The organism is uncultured Pigmentiphaga sp. (genome assembly GCF_937950555.1).
GTDB lineage: Bacteria > Pseudomonadota > Gammaproteobacteria > Burkholderiales > Burkholderiaceae_B > Pigmentiphaga.
Map to the genome: position 1 here is coordinate 1 of NZ_CALFCW010000030.1, position 18,963 is coordinate 18,963.

The 18,963-nt window shown below is 64.1% G+C and carries 21 protein-coding genes and 1 other RNA gene; 12 read left to right on the forward strand and 10 right to left on the reverse strand.

Going from position 1 to position 18,963, the window contains the following annotated elements; all coding sequences use genetic code 11:
• On the forward strand, positions 1 to 465 hold a 465-nt coding region (locus Q0319_RS06600), incomplete at its 5' end, for a PDZ domain-containing protein (RefSeq protein ID WP_299451507.1).
• A gap of 18 nt (positions 466 to 483) precedes the next feature.
• Here the strand turns inward: Q0319_RS06600 and Q0319_RS06605 are convergent.
• Together Q0319_RS06605 and Q0319_RS06610 are read right to left on the reverse strand one after the other, a co-directional pair.
• Positions 484 to 948, reverse strand: a complete 465-nt coding sequence (locus Q0319_RS06605) for a lysozyme (RefSeq protein ID WP_296465849.1) — start codon at positions 946 to 948, stop codon at positions 484 to 486.
• Between the two features lie 20 nt (positions 949 to 968).
• On the reverse strand, positions 969 to 1,445 hold the full coding sequence (locus Q0319_RS06610; RefSeq protein ID WP_296465846.1) for a hypothetical protein: 477 nt from the start codon (positions 1,443 to 1,445) through the stop codon (positions 969 to 971).
• Between Q0319_RS06610 and Q0319_RS06615 the strand changes: the two genes are divergently transcribed.
• On the forward strand, positions 1,445 to 2,062 hold the full coding sequence (locus tag Q0319_RS06615; protein ID WP_296465845.1) for a recombinase zinc beta ribbon domain-containing protein: 618 nt from the start codon (positions 1,445 to 1,447) through the stop codon (positions 2,060 to 2,062). The two genes, Q0319_RS06610 and Q0319_RS06615, sit on opposite strands and share 1 nt — an antisense overlap.
• Positions 2,059 to 2,490 carry a hypothetical protein gene (locus Q0319_RS06620; protein WP_053821301.1) on the forward strand — a complete coding sequence of 144 codons (432 nt, stop codon included), beginning with the start codon at positions 2,059 to 2,061 and terminating at the stop codon, positions 2,488 to 2,490. The genes Q0319_RS06615 and Q0319_RS06620 overlap by 4 nt, the downstream gene beginning before the upstream one ends.
• Before the next feature lie 15 nt (positions 2,491 to 2,505).
• Here the strand turns inward: Q0319_RS06620 and Q0319_RS06625 are convergent, their stop codons facing one another.
• From Q0319_RS06625 to Q0319_RS06655, 7 genes are all read right to left on the reverse strand, one after another.
• A complete protein-coding gene (locus Q0319_RS06625; protein ID WP_053299180.1) occupies positions 2,506 to 3,009 on the reverse strand; it encodes a GNAT family N-acetyltransferase in 504 nt (167 codons plus the stop codon).
• Positions 3,006 to 3,284 (reverse strand): DUF1778 domain-containing protein, encoded by a 279-nt coding sequence (locus Q0319_RS06630; protein WP_029577227.1) that lies wholly within the window; start codon positions 3,282 to 3,284, stop codon positions 3,006 to 3,008. The genes Q0319_RS06625 and Q0319_RS06630 overlap by 4 nt, the downstream gene beginning before the upstream one ends.
• Positions 3,285 to 3,724: 440 nt before the next feature.
• Positions 3,725 to 4,147, reverse strand: a transfer-messenger RNA (tmRNA) gene (gene ssrA / locus Q0319_RS06635).
• A gap of 99 nt (positions 4,148 to 4,246) precedes the next feature.
• Positions 4,247 to 4,912, reverse strand: coding sequence for an HAD family hydrolase (locus Q0319_RS06640; RefSeq protein WP_296465819.1), 666 nt, complete (start codon positions 4,910 to 4,912; stop codon positions 4,247 to 4,249).
• Entirely contained in the window at positions 4,909 to 5,634 is a 726-nt protein-coding gene (gene ubiG, locus Q0319_RS06645; RefSeq protein WP_296465816.1) for a bifunctional 2-polyprenyl-6-hydroxyphenol methylase/3-demethylubiquinol 3-O-methyltransferase UbiG, read from the reverse strand. Before ubiG ends, Q0319_RS06640 begins: the two co-directional genes overlap by 4 nt.
• 101 nt (positions 5,635 to 5,735) lie before the next feature.
• The gene (gene ompA, locus Q0319_RS06650) at positions 5,736 to 6,380 is read right to left on the reverse strand and encodes an outer membrane protein OmpA (protein ID WP_299451508.1); all 645 of its coding nucleotides are present in this window, start codon (positions 6,378 to 6,380) and stop codon (positions 5,736 to 5,738) included.
• 99 nt (positions 6,381 to 6,479) lie between these two features.
• Positions 6,480 to 7,832: a TRZ/ATZ family hydrolase gene (locus tag Q0319_RS06655; protein WP_299451509.1), complete on the reverse strand. Its 1,353-nt coding sequence runs from the start codon at positions 7,830 to 7,832 to the stop codon at positions 6,480 to 6,482.
• A gap of 195 nt (positions 7,833 to 8,027) precedes the next feature.
• Between Q0319_RS06655 and gyrA the strand changes: the two genes are divergently transcribed.
• The 5 genes from gyrA to aroA are packed head-to-tail and all read left to right on the forward strand — an operon-like array spanning position 8,028 to position 15,136.
• Complete coding sequence (gene gyrA / locus Q0319_RS06660) at positions 8,028 to 10,652, forward strand: DNA gyrase subunit A (protein WP_296469462.1); 2,625 nt, start codon at positions 8,028 to 8,030, stop codon at positions 10,650 to 10,652.
• A 10-nt stretch (positions 10,653 to 10,662) separates the two neighbouring features.
• Entirely contained in the window at positions 10,663 to 11,793 is a 1,131-nt protein-coding gene (gene serC, locus Q0319_RS06665) for a 3-phosphoserine/phosphohydroxythreonine transaminase (RefSeq protein ID WP_296469464.1), read from the forward strand.
• Positions 11,786 to 12,865 carry a prephenate dehydratase gene (gene pheA / locus Q0319_RS06670; RefSeq protein WP_296469466.1) on the forward strand — a complete coding sequence of 360 codons (1,080 nt, stop codon included), beginning with the start codon at positions 11,786 to 11,788 and terminating at the stop codon, positions 12,863 to 12,865. Before serC ends, pheA begins: the two co-directional genes overlap by 8 nt.
• 14 nt (positions 12,866 to 12,879) lie before the next feature.
• Positions 12,880 to 13,800: a prephenate dehydrogenase/arogenate dehydrogenase family protein gene (locus Q0319_RS06675; RefSeq protein ID WP_296469468.1), complete on the forward strand. Its 921-nt coding sequence runs from the start codon at positions 12,880 to 12,882 to the stop codon at positions 13,798 to 13,800.
• A gap of 4 nt (positions 13,801 to 13,804) precedes the next feature.
• On the forward strand, positions 13,805 to 15,136 hold the full coding sequence (aroA, locus tag Q0319_RS06680) for a 3-phosphoshikimate 1-carboxyvinyltransferase (protein ID WP_296469470.1): 1,332 nt from the start codon (positions 13,805 to 13,807) through the stop codon (positions 15,134 to 15,136).
• On the opposite strand, the gene Q0319_RS06685 is transcribed toward aroA, so the two are convergent.
• Positions 15,112 to 15,342 carry a DUF2061 domain-containing protein gene (locus tag Q0319_RS06685; RefSeq protein WP_296469472.1) on the reverse strand — a complete coding sequence of 77 codons (231 nt, stop codon included), beginning with the start codon at positions 15,340 to 15,342 and terminating at the stop codon, positions 15,112 to 15,114. The genes aroA and Q0319_RS06685 overlap by 25 nt on opposite strands.
• A gap of 99 nt (positions 15,343 to 15,441) precedes the next feature.
• Between Q0319_RS06685 and cmk the strand changes: the two genes are divergently transcribed.
• The 4 genes from cmk (at position 15,442) to Q0319_RS06705 (ending at position 18,954) form a co-directional block, all read left to right on the forward strand.
• Positions 15,442 to 16,122, forward strand: a complete 681-nt coding sequence (gene cmk, locus Q0319_RS06690; protein ID WP_296463778.1) for a (d)CMP kinase — start codon at positions 15,442 to 15,444, stop codon at positions 16,120 to 16,122.
• Between the two features lie 119 nt (positions 16,123 to 16,241).
• Positions 16,242 to 17,951, forward strand: coding sequence for a 30S ribosomal protein S1 (gene rpsA, locus Q0319_RS06695; protein WP_296463776.1), 1,710 nt, complete (start codon positions 16,242 to 16,244; stop codon positions 17,949 to 17,951).
• 194 nt (positions 17,952 to 18,145) lie between these two features.
• The gene (locus Q0319_RS06700) at positions 18,146 to 18,448 is read left to right on the forward strand and encodes an integration host factor subunit beta (RefSeq protein ID WP_296463774.1); all 303 of its coding nucleotides are present in this window, start codon (positions 18,146 to 18,148) and stop codon (positions 18,446 to 18,448) included.
• Positions 18,449 to 18,630: 182 nt separating this feature from the next.
• Positions 18,631 to 18,954: a LapA family protein gene (locus Q0319_RS06705; protein ID WP_296463772.1), complete on the forward strand. Its 324-nt coding sequence runs from the start codon at positions 18,631 to 18,633 to the stop codon at positions 18,952 to 18,954.
• Positions 18,955 to 18,963: the final 9 nt, after the last annotated feature.

Below are 18,963 nucleotides of genomic sequence, written 5' to 3' on the forward strand. Positions count from 1 at the left end.
CCCCTGCTCGATTCGGCCGGTCGGCTTATCGGCATCAACACGGCGATCTACAGCCCCTCCGGCGCCTCGGCCGGGATCGGTTTTGCCGTGCCGGTGGACACCGTCATGCGGGTAGTGCCGCAACTCATCAAGACCGGCAAATACATCCGCCCGGCGCTTGGCATCGAGGTGGACGAACAGCTCAATCAGCGCCTGCTTGCGCTGACGGGAAGCAAGGGCGTGTTCGTGCTGCGTGTCACCCCCGGCTCGGCAGCGCACAAAGCCGGGCTCGCTGGGGTCGAGATTACCCCACAAGGCATCGTGCCCGGCGACCGCATCGTTCGCATCGACGGCACGGCGATCGACGATGTGGCCAAGCTGCTCGCCCGGCTCGACGACAGGAAGGTCGGCGATGTCGTAGTCTTGTCCGTGGAGCGGGCCGGCAAATCGCGAGAGGTGCAGGTGGAGTTGCAGCCCGGGATTTGATTCAGTTGAATCTCTGGTTCATGCGGCGTTGAGCAGCCAAGCGGCTTCAGCCTCACGCCGTGTGACCAGTCCCGGCAGTACTTTTCCACCGCTATAGACCCATCGCCGCAGTTCCTGCCCAGCAGAAGACCAGTCCCGCTGGTTAATGCGCCGTCGCAGCGTCGACGTCTGCAACCGCCCCGCGCCAAGGTTGAACGTGAAGTCAACGATGGCCGCGAGCCGCGCCTCCGGCTCAGTGGCCAGTACCGGGCAGTAGCGCAGCGTCGCCGTCAGTGCCGTCTGCAGATCGCGCGCCAGATAGACCTCGGCTTCTGCCTCCGTGATCGGCGGATGCTTGGGGTCGCAGAGATGGCCGTAGCCGATCGTCGGATATCCTGCCGAGCAGATGTACGGATAGGCCCGGTTGGGATCGTGCTTTGGAACGCGGTGAAAGCCCTCGAAGCGCTTTGCAAGCTCAATGGCTTGGGGCGGCACGCGGATCACACGTTCGTCCGACCGCCCCATCACCGCAGCCCCTTTTCCAGGGTGCGATTCAGGAACCTGTAGTTCAGGATGCCTGCGAGCAAGGCCTGATCTGCCTCCGACCAAGCTGCGAGCAACGCTGGCCCGAACCCCACGCCCGACTGCACCGAGCCGACGAAGGTCGAGAGTTTCACCCCGGCATACATCAGCACGAAGAGGTAGGTGACCACGGGCCTGACCGTGGTGGACAGCGCATCGGCCCACTTCACGCCCGAGGTTCGGCCCTGCGCCGCCACCGCCTCGCGCAAGGTCTCGAGGGCCCCCACGTTCCAGGCGGCATCGGCCCCGGCGCCGATCTCGGTCATCCGCTGGGCGCCGCGCAGCTTCTCGAACGCAAGCAGCCGGTCCTGCATGGCGAGTTCATGGCTGCGCTCGCCCTTGCGGTCCAGCCACTTGAGGATCTCCGGCGCGAGACGGAAGGCCCCGCCGAGGAGGCCGCCGAGCAAGGTCTCGATCATTGGCCACCTCCCAGCGGCACAAGGACCAGTGGTACCAGGCCGAACACCCGCCCATCATCAGCCGCGAATTGTGGGACAGCGTCCACGCGATCCTGGAGACGAATGGCCGAGTGCGGGGCAACACGACGCGGGCAAAGGTTCCCTATCTGCTCAAGGGCATCGTGTTCGGCAACGACGGTCGCGCACTGTCGCCGTGGCACACCACCAAGAAGAATGGCCGTCGCTACCGCTACTACGTGCCCCAGCGCGACGCCAAGGAACACGCGGGTGCCTCGGGTCTGCCGCGATTGCCCGCCTCAGAACTTGAGTCGGCGGTGCTCGACCAACTGCGTGCCATCCTGCGTGCCCCGAATCTGCTCGGCGACATGCTGCCGCAAGCGATCAAGCTCGACCCAACGCTGGACGAGGCCAAGATCACCGTGGCCATGACCCGACTCGACGCGATTTGGGATCAACTGTTCCCGGCGGAGCAGACCCGGATCGTGAAATTGCTGGTCGAGAAGGTGATCGTGTCGCCCAATGACCTCGAGGTGCGATTGCGCGCCAACGGCATCGAGCGGCTGGTGCTTGAACTGCGTCCCGAGCCGGTCGAGCAACAAGCGGAGGCGTTGGCATGAGCGACATCCGCATCCAGAAAACTGGCGAGCCGGACATCGTTGAGGCGAGTGATGGCCGGCTAACTCTGTCTGTGCCGATCCAGATCAAGCGGCGCAGCGGCCGCAAGCTGGTCACCCTCCCGAACGGTGAGACTGCACCGGTCAGACCATGGGACGTGGCACCGACCTCCATTCAATTGGCGCTGGCCAGGGGTCACCGCTGGCTGGCGATGCTGGAATCGGGGGAAGCGAAGTCCTTGAAGGAAATCGCCACGCGGGAGGGGATCGACAACAGCTACGTCAGCCGGATGGTCAACCTGACCACGCTGGCACCCGACATCGTGGCGGCCATCCTGGACGACGAATTGCCGAACCACGTCACGCTGTTTGATCTGGCGGTTGATCCGCCAGCGCTGTGGGATGAGCAGCGGGAGAGAGTCGGACTCTGAGGTGGAGACACCACCTCAGCTCAACATGCCTTTGAGATCCTTGAGCATCAGGAACAGATGGTACGGATCAGTCGGGCTGGGCTCGAATTCCCACGATTCGTACCACTGCCGTGCTGCGTCGTCCTTGGCATGGACCAACAGGCAGCGGATACCCGCAATGTCGGCGGCCTGTGCGGTGCGCAGCAGTGCATCCTTGAGCAAGGCCTGGCCCAGACCTTTACGCTGATGCTCCTTGTCCACGGCGAGCCGGGCCAGGATCATGACCGGCACCGGGTGGCGCGCCAGCCCCTTCATCACTCTCGACGGCGTGGCTTCCGGATCGACGCTACCAACGGCTAGGCTGTAGAAGCCGACCACCACGTCACCCTGGCAGCAGACATAGGTCTGCGCGCTGTTGGCCTTCTGGTTGACGAGCGCGTAGCGCTGCAGGAACTGGTTCAGCGCGGCCTGGCCGCAGTCGAACGCATCGACCTGATCCGTTGCAGCCAGCTTGCGAACGGGCGAGTAGTCATTGCTCAATCCAGCACCCCAGGTTCACGCAGCAACTTCTTCAGACGCGGCTTGCTTTGCACCGGGCGGTCCAGCGCCTCCTGGAAGGCCTGCCACTGTGTGTCGTCCAGCACGAACTGGCGACGATCCGCCAGCGTCTGCGCGGCCGCCGTCACGCCCGCGTCGAGCAGGAACTCGCTGACGTTCTTGTGGCAGGCGCGTGCGGCTTCTTGAAGCAGCTGCTTGACCGGCGTGCTGGCACGAACGTCAATGCGTTCGGTCTTGGAAAGATTCAGGGTGCTCATGGTGCCCCTCCGGACTGATATTGGATTCCTTTATTGTACTCGTCCGGACATTGTCCTGACAAGAGGTTCCTTATCTTAGCCACCATCCAAGCACGTACTTTCGCGTTGCGACATGTCGGTAGTTCTCGATAACTACCGACGAAACGCACCCGCAGCGTGTCCTTCGCCCCCCGATGCTGCAATCCAACCGCTTGATTCGTCCGCGCGTAACCCTTTGATCTGTATGGCGCTGACTTGTGGCCCTTGCGGACTTCGGGCAACTTTCAGGGAGCGAGGTCGGAGCGAGGAATGGCTAAGAGAGAGTGGAATGTGGCCCGGAACGGGCTGGGAGGCTGACCGGCGAAGTCCGCAGGCTTCCGCAGGAGCCCCCAACAACACGCGGGAACCGGCGCGATCGGGCAAGAAAAAACCCCAACCGAGAGCGGTTGGGGTTTCATTATTGGTGGAGCCGGCGGGAATTGAACCCGCGTCCGGAAGCCCTCTACAGACAGTTCTACATGTGTAGTCGATTTATTTGGATTTAACCGCGGGCTTAGCCAACCGACAGGCCGGCACGCGGCGATTCACGTAGTTTAAGCATGAACCGTGTGACCCCAGTCCATGCCGAGTCCTTGTCAATGACGCTGCTGCGGTTCAGGATGCAGGCTGCTTCGGGGAGTATGGCCCTAGGCAGGGATCCTTAGGAAGGTTGCCCTTCCTCCGCCCGACCCAAGGACAGATCGGTGCAGCGGCTCACCGTTTAAGCGGCGAGAGCGAAACGCTCGTCGTTGGCGTTTATTTGATTTCCAGTGGTTTTACGAGCTTACTGGTGCTCGACATGCCCTGTGCTGCTTCGTGACCCCCGTCGAAACCGGTACGGCCCCGTATGGAGGATTGTAGCCCATATGGGGGCCGAAGCCCCGCTTTCAAGAGGGTTTTCTTTCTCGGGGGGCTGGGATGTGGCGACGGTTCGGCCGCACGTCTTATACCGGCGACAGCCGGCGGATGACGGGCAGCAGTTCGGGCACCGAACCTACCACGGCATCGGCCCCCCAGGCCTCGGGCGGCGCGAGGTCTCCGCAGTACCCATAGGCGGTGGCGATGGTTTTCATGCCTGCCGCTTTGCCGGCCACGATGTCCCGCTGGTCATCGCCTATGTAGAGGCAACGCTCGGGCGCCACGCCGGCCAGCCGGGCGGCATGCAGCAACGGCTCGGGGTGCGGTTTGGAATAGGGGGTCGTGTCGCCGCAGACGACGACGCGGCTATGTTGTTCGAGCGCGAGGTGGCGGACCAGCGGCTTGGTAAAGCGCGTCGCTTTGTTGGTGACGATGCCCCAGGACCATCCTCCGTCCATGAGATCGGCCAGTAGCTTTTCCACGCCTGGGAAGAGGACGGTATGGACGGCAATGTTGGCCGCGTAGTCGTCGAGAAACTGCTGCTTGGCCTCCTCGTATCCGGGGGATGCGGGCGTGAGGCCCAGCGCGACGCGGAGCAGTCCGCGGGCACCTTGCGAGGCAATGGGACGCAGCTGCTCGTACGGCAGCGGCGGCTGGCCGCGGCGGAGCCGCTGCTGGTTGGCTGCGGCGGCCAGGTCGGGGGCGGTGTCGGCCAGTGTGCCGTCGAAGTCGAAAAGGACGAGCGGTTTCATGAGCGGATCATCGCCACCAAGTAGTTCACGCTAGTGTCGTTGCTCAGTTTGTAGGTCTTGGTCAGGGGGTTGTATTCCAGGCCCTTGATCGCCAGAGCTTCGAGGCCGGCGCGGCGGGCAGCACCAATCAGTTCGCTCGGTTTGATGAAATGGTCGTAGCTGTGCGTTCCCCGCGGAACGAGGCCCAGCACATATTCCGCACCGAGAATCGCAAATGCAAATGATTTGAGATTGCGGTTCAGCGTGGAGAAAAACACGTGGCCGCTCGGTTTGACCAAACTGGCGCAGGCATGAATGACCGATTCCGGATCCGGCACGTGTTCCAGCAATTCCATGCAGGTCACGATATCGAAAGACCCGGGCTGCTCGGCTGCCAGCTGCTCCACGCTGATATTCCTGTAATCCACTTTCACGCCCGTTTCCAGGCTGTGGAGTTTGGCGACCTTCAGCGATCTTTCCGCGAGGTCGATGCCGGTGACGGTTGCGCCCCGGGCAGCCATGCTTTCGGCCAATATGCCGCCGCCGCATCCGACGTCGAGTATGGTTTTGTTACCAAGTCCGTGCGCAGTTTGGCTGATCCACTCCAGGCGCAGTGGATTAATGGCATGGAGGGGCTTGAATTCGCTTTCGGGATCCCACCAGCGCGAAGCCAACGCGCTGAATTTCGCCAGCTCGGCTGCATCGGCATTGACGGTTTGAGAGTCGTGGGCGGTAGTCGTCATGACAGGCTCCAATGAAAAAACCCCGCAGTCACTTACCTGCGGGGTTTCGAGCCAGCGGCTGTCACCGCTGGAAACCGGCTGGAATACCAGGCGGGTGCTGCTTATCGAGTGCGCGTACCAACCACTTCGACTTCCACGCGGCGGTTCTTCGCGCGGCCGGCGGCAGTCTTGTTGTCGGCGATGGGCTGCTTCTCACCCTTGCCTTCCGTGTAGATACGGTTGGCTTCGATGCCCTTGCTGACCAGGTAAGCCTTGACGGCTTCGGCACGGCGGACCGACAGGCGTTGGTTGTAGGCCTCGGAACCGATGGAGTCGGTGTGGCCGACGGCGATCACGACTTCGAGGTTGATGCCGCGGATTTGGTTGACCAGCTCGTCCAGCTTCGCCTTGGCTTCAGGCTTGACCACAGCCTTGTCGAAATCGAAGAAGGCGTCAGCCGAGTAGGTCACCTTTTCGCTGACCGGGACCGGAGCGGGGGCGGGCTTAGGAGCGGGAGGAGCCGGACGGGGAGCCGGGGCCGGGGCCGGAGCAGCGACCTTCAGCGCGCCATCGCAGGACGGATCGGCCGTGGCGGGGGTCCAGAACCCGTTGCGCCAGCACAGGCCGGTGGAGTTCTTCACTTGCACGCCGAAGGCGGAACGCCAGTTGTCGTTTGCTTTGCCGGTTTGTGCGGAGGCCACGCCCGAGGCCGATACGGCAGCGAAGGCGAGCGCCAGAGAGATTCCAATTTTGGAGCGTTTGTTCATGTTTCTCCTCTTAGCTTGAAATGAAACTCGCAGCGAACCCCCGCCGCAAACATGGATATACAGGTCCAGTATAGCATTGCGGTAGTTCAGCCATGCCACTTACTCCTGGGATAAGTAAGTGTTTGTGCCAGAAATCACACTGGATGCGCGCATGCGCCACTGCGATATCCGCGACATTATCCGTTCGAGTTCGCTTTTTGATGGCGATTTTGTTGCTTGTAGTTTTTTCGCAACTGAGTGACCATTCACCCAAACCTCTTCCACGTCCTCGCGGCCGGCCGCATATACGACGTGGGAAATTGGATCAAATACCGGCGCAAGCCGCGCCGTGTCAAGCCGGATCGCGACCAGGTCCGCGTACTTGCCGACCGCGATGGAGCCGATCTCCGCATCCCATCCCAGGGCTTTGGCACCGCCCAGCGTGGCCGCATGAAGGGTCCGGTGCGCCGGCATCGCGCTGGCATCGCCGCTCGCGCCTTTGGCCAGGATTGCCGCCAGGCGCAATTCCGAGAGCATGTCGAGGCGGTTATTGCTGGCCGCCCCGTCCGTCCCGATGCCTATGTTCACCCCGGCCGCGTCCAATTGCGCCAGCGGCGCCATGCCGCTGGCCAGCTTCAGGTTAGAGGCGGGGCAATGTGCCACGCTGACGCCGTGGCTGGCCAGCAGCTGGATGTCGCCCGCGTCGAGGTGGACGCCGTGGACGGCTATCAGCCGCGGGGAGAGCACTCCCAGCTGCGCCAACCGCTCTGTCGGGCGCATCCCGAGCCGGGCCACAGCGTCCTCGACTTCCTGGCGCGTTTCGTGCAGATGCATGGCAATGACCAGGTCGGCTTCCTCGGCGAGCGCTGCAAGGCGCTTGAGCATGTCGTCGCCCACGGTGTAGGGGGCGTGCGGCGCCAGCATGAAGCGCAGGGAGGCTTCATCCCGATATTGCTCGCGCGCGGCCAGCGCCTTGGCCAGCATGTCCTCGGCGGGAGGGGCGCCGGGCACCTCGAGCACCGCTCCGCCCACGGCGGCGCGTATGCCGACCGAGAGCGCCGCGCGCGCGACTTCTTCCGGATAGAAATACATGTCGGCGCAGCAGGTCGTGCCTCCCGCGAGCATTTCCGCGAAGGCGAGCACGCTGCCCTCATAGACGAACTCGGGGGACATCAGCTTGCTTTCCAGCGGCCAGATGCGTTCCCGGAGCCAGGCCATGAGGGGCATGTCGTCCCCGGCGCCGCGCAGCAGGCTCATGGCGGCATGGGTGTGGAGATTGACGAATCCTGGCAGGAGCGCGCAACCGGGCAGCGGCCGGGCCTCGGCGCCTGGGTGGAGCGCCAGCAGCTGCTCGTGCGGGGCGATGTCCAGGATCCTGCCGGCGCGCACGGCGACGCCGTGTCCGGCGAGCGCCGTCTGGGCCGGTTCGACGGGGATGACCCAATCGGGCAGCAATAACGTGACGGGTTCCATGCAGCAGTGAGGGGGACGGGGCGTTTATTACAGCATGGGTCGGGGCGGGTGCTAAACTCTTTAGCTTCGTCCGACGCTCGTTCGCGGGGGAATTTCCCCCTGGGATCCAGGCTGCCGTCCGGTTATTCGCCGCCCGCCGGCCGACCGGGTCTCAGCGGTACGGGGCGCGAAAACACTTCTTGATGCAGCTTGCCCATGGATTCCTTCGCCAAGGAAACACTACCGATCTCTCTCGAAGAAGAGATGCGTCGCAGCTACCTCGATTACGCCATGAGCGTAATCGTGGGACGCGCGCTTCCCGATGTGCGGGACGGTCTGAAGCCCGTGCACCGGCGCGTGCTCTACGCGATGCACGAACTGAACAACGACTGGAATCGACCCTACAAGAAGTCGGCCCGCATCGTCGGGGACGTCATCGGTAAATACCACCCCCACGGTGACCAGGCGGTGTACGACACCATCGTCCGCATGGCCCAGCCGTTCTCGCTGCGCTACATGCTGGTGGACGGTCAGGGCAACTTCGGCTCGGTGGACGGCGATGGCGCGGCGGCCATGCGCTATACCGAGGTCCGCCTGTCCAAGATCGCCCATGAGCTGCTGGCCGACATCGACCAGGAAACCGTCGATTTCGGACCCAACTACGATGGCAGCGAGAAAGAGCCCTTGCTGCTGCCGACCCGCCTGCCCAACCTTTTGGTCAACGGCAGCTCTGGCATTGCCGTGGGCATGGCCACCAACATCCCTCCGCATAACCTGGCGGAAGTGGTGGACGGCTGCCTGTATTGCCTGCGCAATCCGGCCTGCACCGTCGACGAGCTGATCGAAATCATTCCCGCGCCCGATTTCCCCACCGGCGGCATCATCTACGGCATATCCGGGGTTCGCGAAGGTTATCGCACCGGCCGCGGCCGCGTGGTCATGCGCGCCAAGACCCATTTCGAGGACATCGAAAAGGGCGGGCGGCAGGCGATCGTGATCGACGAGATCCCCTACCAGGTGAACAAGCGCTCGCTGCTCGAGCGCATCGCCGAGCTCGTCAACGAGAAGAAGATCGAGGGCATCTCCGACATCCGCGACGAGTCCGACAAGGAAGGCATGCGCGTGGTGATCGAGCTCAAGCGCGGCGAAGTGCCCGAGGTCGTGCTCAACAACCTGTACAAGAACACGCAGCTCCAGGACACCTTCGGGATGAACCTGGTGGCATTGGTCGACGGCCAGCCCCGCCTGCTCAACCTCAAGCAGATGGTGGAGCATTTCCTGTCGCACCGTCGCGAGGTCGTGACCCGGCGCACGGTATTCCAGTTACGCAAGGCCCGCGAACGCGGCCACGTGCTGGAAGGGCTCGCGGTGGCGCTGGCCAACATCGACGAATTCATCGCCATCATCAAGGCTGCCCCGACGCCTCCCATCGCCCGCCAGGAGCTGATGGCGCGTTCGTGGGACTCCTCGCTCGTGCGCGAAATGCTCACCCGCGCCGCAGCCGACACGCCGGGAGGGCGCGACGCCTACCGCCCCGACGGGCTGCCCGCGAATTACGGCATGCAGGACGACGGGCTCTATCGCCTCAGCGACGTCCAGGCCCAGGAAATCCTGAACATGCGGCTGCAGCGCCTGACCGGCCTGGAGCAGGACAAGATCGTCGGCGAGTACAAGGATGTCATGGCCAATATTGCCGACCTGCTCGACATTCTTGCCAAGCCCGAGCGCGTCACGGCCATCATTGCCGACGAGCTGACGGCGTTGAAGGCGGAATTCGGCACCGATGCCAAGGACACGCGCCGCTCGCACATCGAGCTGAATGCGACCGAGCTCGAGACCGAAGACCTGATCACCCCCACCGACATGGTGGTCACGCTGTCGCACGCTGGCTACATCAAGAGCCAGCCGCTGTCGGAATACCGGGCGCAGAAGCGCGGCGGGCGCGGCAAGCAGGCGACGGCGACGAAGGAAGACGACTGGATCGACCAGCTCTTCATCGCCAACACGCACGATTCCATCCTTTGCTTCAGCAACCGCGGCAGGGTCTACTGGCTCAAGGTCTGGGAGGTGCCGCAAGGCACGCGCAATTCCCGCGGCAAGCCCATCGTGAACATGTTCCCGCTTTCCGAGGGCGAGAAAATCACCGTGGTGCTGACCGTCAAGTCGTACAGCGAGGATCACTACGTCTTCATGGCCACCGCCAAAGGCACGGTGAAGAAGACGCCGTTGTCGGAGTTCTCCAATCCGCGCAAGGCCGGCATCATCGCCGTCGACCTGGACGAGGGCGATTACCTGATCGGCGCCTCGCTCACCGACGGCAAGCATGACGTGATGCTGTTCTCGGATGCGGGCAAGGCGGTGCGCTTCGACGAAAACGACGTGCGGCCCATGGGGCGCACGGCGCGCGGGGTGCGCGGGATGATGCTGGAAGAGTCGCACAGCGTCATCGCGCTGCTGGTGGCCGAGAACGAGACGCAAAGCGTGTTGACCGCCACCGAGAACGGCTATGGCAAGCGCACGCCGATCAGCGAATACACGCGCCACGGCCGCGGAACCAAGGGCATGATCGCCATCCAGACGACCGAGCGCAATGGCAAGGTCGTCGGGGCGGTGCTGGTCGATCCTACCGACGAAATCATGCTCATCACCACGGGCGGCGTGCTGGTGCGCACCCGCGTGAGCGAGATCCGCGAAATGGGGCGGGCGACGCAAGGCGTGACGCTGATCAACATCGACGAAGGCACCCGTTTGTCGGGCGTCCAGCGCGTGGTGGAATCTGATACCGAAGAGCAGGAGAACGGCGCCGACACTGGAGCTCCGCCTTCCAATGAGGCTGAATGAGGCAGCAGCCATGACTCGACCCTATAACTTCTCGGCCGGTCCGGCCGTTCTTCCCGAGCCCGTACTGCGGCAGGCTGCGGCCGAAATGCTGGACTGGCGCGGCAGCGGGATGTCCGTGATGGAGATGAGCCATCGCGGCAAGCAGTTCGAGCAGATTTGCGACGAGGCCGAGGCCGACTTGCGCGAGCTGCTGTCGGTTCCAGACGATTACGCCGTCCTTTTCCTGCAAGGGGGAGGCATAGGCGAGAACGCCATCGTTCCGCTCAACCTGATCGGGCGTCGCCAAGCCCATGCGGCCGACTACGTGGTCAACGGGTCGTGGTCGACGAAGTCTTTCAAGGAAGCCCTTCGGTACGGCGATGTGGCCATGGCGGCAAGCGCCGAAGGCCCGGCGGTGCTGGACGGCGTGGAGCAGGGGCCGTGGACCTACATGCCCGATCCGGCGTCTTGGCGGGTGCGCCCACAGGCGAGCTACGTCCACCTGTGCAGCAACGAGACCATAGGCGGCGTCGAGTTCATGGATTGGCCCGACCTCGCCGCGCTCGGGGCTCCCGAGGCCGTCCTGACCGTGGACGCCTCGTCGCACATCCTGTCGCGGCCGATGGATGTACGCCGCGCGGGGCTCATCTATGCCGGTGCGCAGAAGAACATCGGCCCGGCCGGGTTGACCATCGTCATCGTCCGCAAGGACCTGCTGGGCCATGCGCTGCCCATCTGTCCCTCGGCATTCGATTACGCGATCGTCGCGAAAGAACGCTCGCGGTTCAATACGCCGCCGACGTATGCGATCTACATCGCCGGGCTGGTGTTCAAGTGGCTCAAGGAGCAGGGCGGCGTGGCCGAGATGGAAAAGCTCAATGTGGCCAAGGCCAAGCTGCTCTACGACTACCTGGACGGCACGGACTTCTATCGCAACACGGTGCACCGGCCGGTGCGGTCGCGCATGAACGTGCCGTTCATGTTGCACGACGACGCGCTGAACGCTCCTTTCCTGAAGGCCGCCGAAGAGGCGCGCCTGCTGCAACTCAAGGGGCACAAGAGCGTGGGCGGCATGCGCGCTTCCATTTACAACGCCATGCCCATCGAGGGCGTGCGCGCCCTGGTCGAGTTCATGAAGGAGTTCGAGCGCACCCATGGATGATCTGCAAAAGAAGTTGGCGCCGCTCCGCGAGCGTATCGACGCCATCGATGCGCAGATCCTGGACCTGTTGTCCGAGCGCGCCCGCACGGCGCAGGAAGTCGGACGGGCGAAGGAGCACCATGCCGGCGTCGTTTTCAGGCCCGAGCGCGAAGCGCAGGTCATCCGGCGGCTGCAGGAGCTGAACCGCGGTCCGCTGCCGGGCGAGGCCTTGTCGGCCATTTGGGGCGAGATCATGTCGGCCTGCCGGGCGCTGGAACAGCCGGCGCGGGTGGCCTACCTCGGCCCCCAGGGCACGTATTCCGAGCAGGCCATGCTGGCGCACTTCGGCCATGCGATCGAGCCCATTGCATGCGGCACGATCGACGAGGTCTTCCGCTCGGTCGAAACCCGCCGCGCCGATTTCGGCATCGTGCCGCTGGAAAACTCCAACGAAGGCGCCGTCAACCGGACGCTGGACCTGCTGCTCACTTCGCCGGTGAAGGTCATCGGCGAGCGCTCAGTGCCGGTCGTGCAGTGCCTCATGACCCGTAGCGGCACCTTGGACGGCGTGACCGTCATCCGGTCCCATCCGCAGTCGCTGGCGCAGTGCCAGGGCTGGCTATCCGACCATCATCCGGGCCTGGCCCGCGCCTCGGCCGCCAGCAACGCGGAGGCTGCCCGCCTCGCGTCCGAGGATCCGACCGTTGCCGCCATCGCGAGCGAGCAGGCGGCCAAGCGCTGGGGGCTCCAGATCGTCGCGGCCGGCATCCAGGATGATCCGCACAACCGCACGCGCTTTCTTGCCATTGGCCACCAGGAGACGTCGCCGTCCGGCCGCGACAAGACCAGCCTGATCTTGGCCGTGCCCAATGAGGCGGGGGCCGTCTATCGGATGCTGGCGCCGCTCGCCGAGAACGGCGTTTCGATGACGCGCTTCGAATCGCGGCCTGCCCGTACCGGGCAGTGGGAATACTACTTTTACGTCGACATCGAGGGGCACCGCCAAGATCCCCACGTCGCCAAGGCGCTGGATGCGCTGCAGGCTCGGGTGGCCTTTTTCAAGGTGCTCGGGTCATACCCCGTGTCGCCTTGAGCAGGGTGGCATCCATGTCGCCGGCCGTACCGGGAGACCGCAGCCCCTCGCCCTTGTTGCCGGTGCTGGCGGTGGTTGGAGTCGGGTTGATCGGTGGCTCCTTCGCCGCCGCGCTGCGGCGCGCCGGCCAGGTCGGCGAAGTCTGGGGCGTCGGCCGGCACGAATCTTCGCTCGACGACGCGCTCAAACTCGGCCTCGTGGACCGCGCGGTTTCGATTGAGCAGGCCGCGCGGGCCGATCTCGTCTTCTTGGCGGTGCCGGTGGGCGCCACCGGTGCGACGCTGGATGCGCTCGCGCCGCATCTGGGCGAACGAACCGTCGTGACCGATGCGGGCAGTACCAAGATGGACGTGATTCGCGCGGCCCGCGCGTCACTCGGCAGCCGCATCGGCCAATTCGTGCCCGGTCATCCTATCGCTGGCAGCGAGCGTAGCGGCCCCTCGGCAGCGTTCCCCGAGCTATATGATGGCCGGACGGTGATCCTCACCCCCTTGCCCGAGAATCCGCGCCCGGCCGTTGCGCTGGTCGAGCAGGCCTGGGGGTACTGCGGCGCGCTGGTGCGTATCATGTCGGCCGATGAACACGACACCGTGCTGGCCTCGGTCAGCCACGTTCCGCACTTGCTGGCCTTCGCGTACATGGCGCAAGTGCTGGCCGCATCCGATGCGGCGCTGCGGCTGGACCTGGCGGGAAGCGGGTTCCGCGATTTCACACGCATCGCGGGCGGGTCGCCTGCCATGTGGCGCGACATTTTCCTCGCGAACCGCGATGCGATGATCCGGGAGACCGCCGCCGTGCGGCGGGCGCTGGACGAGTTCGAGGCCGCGATGCTCCGCAACGACGGCGCGGCCCTCGAGGCCATGCTGCGCGATGTGTCCGAGGCGAGGCGCTCGTGGCGGGCCGCCCAGCCCGAATCTCAAGACATGACGGAATGAGTGCATGACCGACGCTTCCCACCCAACGCCTTACCTTGACTTGGCCCCTGTCCGCAACGCGCGGGGCACGGTGAGCCTGCCCGGTTCCAAGAGTATTTCCAACCGGGTATTGCTGTTGGCGGCGCTGGCCGAAGGGAGGACCCGGGTCACGGGCCTCCTCGATTCGGACGACACGCGGGTCATGTTGGCGGCGCTGCGCACGCTGGGGGTGAACATTACCCAAGGCGAGCGCCCCGATGAGGTGCTGGTCGAAGGATGCGGACGTTTTCACGTGGGGCGTGCCGACCTCTTCATGGGTAACGCCGGAACGGCGATCCGTCCGCTGACGGCGGCTTTGGCGATGATGGGCGGGCATTACCTGCTGCACGGCGTGCCGCGCATGCACGAGCGCCCGATCGGCGACCTGGTCGATGCGCTGCGCATGCTGGGCGCTTGCGTGGCCTACCAGGGAAAGGAAGGGTATCCGCCGCTTTCGATAGGCTGGGGCGAGCTGAATCTGTCGCGTCCGGTCAAAGTCAATGGTTCGGTTTCGAGCCAGTTCCTGACGGCGCTGCTGCTGGCCGCCCCGTTGGCGACCCGTAGCGCAGGCCGGGATTTCGTCATCCAGGTCGAGGGCGAACTCATCTCCAAGCCTTATGTGGACATGACCCTGAACCTGATGCGGCGTTTCGGCGTGACGGTCGAGCGGGACGGGTGGCAAAGGTTCGTCGTCCCTGCCTCCGCGGTTTACCGATCGCCCGGGCAGATGCTGGTGGAGGGGGATGCCTCTTCCGCTTCCTATTTCTTGGCGTTGGGCGCCATCGGGGGCGGGCCGGTGCGGGTGACGGGCGTAGGCCGGGACAGCATCCAGGGAGACGTAGCGTTCGCCCACACGCTGGAGGCGATGGGGGCGCAGGTCGAGATGGGCGCCGATTGGATCGAGACGCGGGGTGTCAAGGTCGCCGAAGGCGGGCGCTTGAAAGCGTTCGATGCCGATTTCAATTTGATTCCCGATGCTGCCATGACGGCCGCGGTGCTCGCCCTTTATGCGGACGGGCCTTGCAGGCTGCGCAACATCGCCAGCTGGCGCGTCAAGGAAACCGACCGCATCCATGCCATGGAGACCGAGCTCTCCAAGCTCGGCGCGACGGTGCAGTCCACGCCGGACAGCCTGACGGTCACGCCGCCCGCGTCGTGGCGGCCTGCCGAGATCGGTACCTGGGACGACCACCGGATGGCCATGTGCTTCTCGCTGGCCGCGTTCGGGCCGGTTGCCGTCCGCATCTTGGACCCGGGTTGCGTCAGCAAGACTTTTCCGACCTATTTCGACGTCTACGCCGGATTGGTGGAGGCCTGAGCTTGACCGGCCGCGGGCGTCGGCACGGAGGTGGGGGAGGCGTGGCGTCGCTCCCAGAATTTGTCGAAGAAAAAATGCGCGACCGTATTGACCGCGGGTTCGACAAAGGTCACCGCGCCGCTGATGGCGACGCTGCCGGTGATAATGTAGGCCACGCTGAAGGAGGTGACGAGGTGCAGGCCGCCGAAAGCCAGGGTCTTGGCCATTGCCGCGTTCCTTTTTGTTGATGAGAATGGTTCGTATTTTGATTGCTGTGGTCTAAATACGCCAGTTGATCGATTTAAAACTATTGATAGGTTTTTTGAATGACGGCCAAGACGGTTCCCGTAATCGCCATTGACGGCCCTACCGCTTCCGGCAAGGGGACCGTTGCTGCGCGGGTTGCCGCGCACCTGGGGTGGCACATGCTCGACAGCGGGGCGTTGTACCGGCTCACGGCCCTGGCCTGCCTGGAACAGGGCGTGTCGCCCGCCGACGTGGAAGGGGCTGCCCGGGTGGCGGCGGAGCTGGACGTGTGCTTCGGTGCCACAGGCGTGAGCCTGGCGGGGCGAAATGTGAGCGAGGACATCCGTCGCGAGGAGGTGGGCAATCTCGCCTCCCAGGTCGCCGCCCTGGCGCCGGTGCGGGCTGCGCTGCTCGACCGGCAGCGTGCTTTCCGGCAGCCTCCCGGGCTGGTGGCGGACGGGCGCGACATGGGAACCGTTGTGTTCCCGGACGCTGACCTCAAAATATTCCTAGTAGCGAGCGTGGAGGCGCGGGCCGAGCGACGCTATAAACAGTTGATCGAAAAGGGGTTTTCGGCTAACCTCTTAACCCTTTTGCGTGATTTGGAAGCGCGCGATGCACGCGATACGCAACGGGCCACGGCGCCTTTGGCCGCGGCGCCGGATGCGTTGGTGCTGGACTCCTCCCACTTATCGATTGACGAGACGGTGGCGCAGGTTCTTGCGTGGTGGCAGGAGCGCGCATCCTTGGCTGGCGCCTGAAGGCGCTGCCAGAACGTGTAGGCCCTCAGCTATGAGGTTTTGCAACTCCACCGATTGGTGCGGTGTCAGGTCGAATGTCTCGGCCGCCCCCATGAGGTGCGTAACCCGGTAACACATACATGTCTTCGGTTTCCCAAAATCTTGCCGGCGAAGAAAGCTTTGCCGCCCTGTTCGAAGAAAGCATCAAGCGCCAGGAGATGAAATCCGGCGAAGTCATCACCGCCGAGGTGGTGCGCATCGACCATAACTATGTCGTGGTCAATGCCGGCCTGAAGTCCGAGGCCTTGATCCCCATCGAGGAGTTCCTCGACGACAAGGGCGAGCTCGAGGTTTCCGAAGGCGATTTCGTTTCGGTCGCCATTGATGCGCTCGAGAACGGTTACGGCGACACCGTGCTGTCCCGCGACCGCGCCAAGCGCCTGGCGGCATGGCTGCAGCTCGAGAAGGCCCTGGAGTCCGGCGAGCTCGTCACCGGCACCATCACCGGCAAGGTCAAGGGTGGCCTGACTGTCATGACCAACGGCATCCGCGCCTTCTTGCCCGGCTCGCTGGTCGACCTGCGTCCCGTCAAGGACACCACCCCGTACGAAGGCAAGACCCTCGAATTCAAGGTCATCAAGCTCGACCGCAAGCGCAACAACGTCGTGCTGTCGCGCCGCGCCGTGCTCGAGGCCAACATGGGCGAGGAGCGCCAGAAGCTGCTCGAGACCCTGCACGAAGGTGCCATCGTCAACGGCATCGTCAAGAACATCACCGACTACGGTGCGTTCGTCGACCTCGGCGGCATCGATGGCCTGCTGCACATCACCGACCTCGCATGGCGCCGCGTGCGCCACCCGTCGGAGGTCCTGTCCGTCGGCCAGGAAATCCAGGCCAAGGTCCTCAAGTTCGACCAGGAAAAGAACCGCGTCTCGCTGGGCGTCAAGCAGCTGGGCGAAGATCCGTGGGTCGGCCTGGCTCGCCGCTATCCGCAAGGCACCCGCCTGTTCGGCAAGGTGACCAACCTGACCGACTACGGTGCGTTCGTCGAGGTGGAAGCCGGCATCGAAGGCTTGGTCCACGTATCCGAGATGGACTGGACCAACAAGAACGTGGATCCCAAGAAGGTCGTCACCCTGGGCGACGAAGTGGAAGTCATGGTGCTCGAGATCGACGAGGATCGTCGCCGCATCTCGCTGGGCATGAAGCAGTGCCGTCCCAACCCGTGGGAAGAGTTCGCGATCAACCACAAGCGCGGCGACAAGGTCCGCGGTGCCATCAAGTCGATCACCGACTTCGGCGTGTTCGTGGGCCTGCCTGGCGGCATCGACGGCCTGGTGCACCTGTCCGACCTGTCGTGGAGCGAGCCCGGCGAAGAGGCCGTGCGCAACTTCAAGAAGGGCGACGAGGTCGAGGCCGTGGTGCTCGGCATCGATACCGAGAAAGAACGCATCTCGCTGGGCATCAAGCAGCTGGAAGGCGATCCGTTCAACAATTTCGTCGCTACCCATGACAAGGGCGCCATCGTCCAAGGTACGGTGAAGTCGGTCGAACCCAAGGGCGCGGTCGTGACCCTCTCGGTCGACGTCGAAGGCTACCTGCGCGCTTCCGAGATCTCCTCGGGCCGCGTGGAAGACGCTACCACCGTCCTGAACGCCGGCGACAACATCGAGGCGATGATCCTGAACATCGATCGCAAGACCCGCTCGATCCAACTGTCCATCAAGGCCAAGGACAACGCCGAGACGGCCGAGGCCATCCAGCGCATGTCCGACGCCAGCGCCTCTTCGGGTACCACCAACCTGGGCGCTCTGCTGAAGGCCAAGCTCGATCAGCGCGAAAACGGGTAATTTCCGCCCCTGTCGGCCGCGTCGCCGCTCCATGGGGCGGCGACGAGTGGCTGGCGGGCCCGGCCAGGCCTGGTAAGCCTGGAGTGCTCTGAGGCCCATGGGGGAACGGCGTTCTTTCGAGGGGGGCTTTGTTCTTTCGAAGCAAAGCCTTGTAGTTCGCGCCATTGGCAGTTCGCATGAGGTCCGAGAACTCCATGACGAAATCCGAGTTGATCGCCCGATTGGCCGCCCGGTATCCGCAGCTAGTCGCCAAAGATGCCGATTACGCCGTCAAGACCATTCTCGACGCTATGGCCCAATCCCTTTCGGAAGGGCAGCGAATCGAGATTCGCGGTTTCGGTAGTTTTTCGCTGTCCAAGCGTCCGCCGCGCATCGGGCGCAATCCCAAATCCGGAGAAAAGGTGCTCGTGCCCGAGAAACGGGTGCCGCATTTCAAGGCCGGCAAGGAATTGCGTGAGCGGGTAGACATCGCCGCTCAGGAGCCTTCCAGCCGTTGACCCAACCGGCCGTGCGGCCCGCAATGGAACCACCCCGCCTCGGCGGGGTTTTTCTTTGTCCGCATATCCATCCCCCCATGTGCGCGGGCGCGGTGCGGATTCCGGCCTGGGGCAGGCATGCGAGGTGCGCCGGGGATGGGCTCAATTACAATTCCAATTCCTCTGCCACCTGGAGTTTCGACATGCGATATCTCGTCTGGGCACTGCGGCTCGTGGTATTCGTGGTAGTCCTGCTGTTCGCGCTCAAGAATACCGACCGGGTGAATGTGTATTTCTTTGCCAATCACCTCATCAGCGAAGTGCCGTTGATCGTGGTCATGTTGGCGAGCTTCGTGGTAGGCGCCATCTTCGGCTTGTTGTTGACCGTGCCGGGCGTGCTTCGGCGGCGGCGCGAGATGGCTGCGCTCAAGCGAGAAGTCGAGCAGCTCAGGGCGGCCGGGCAGGGCGCTGCCTCGGCAGACGCCCCGCCGTCACCGGACGCGGTGCTCCCCTCGACTCCCTTGTAAGGCCGTTAC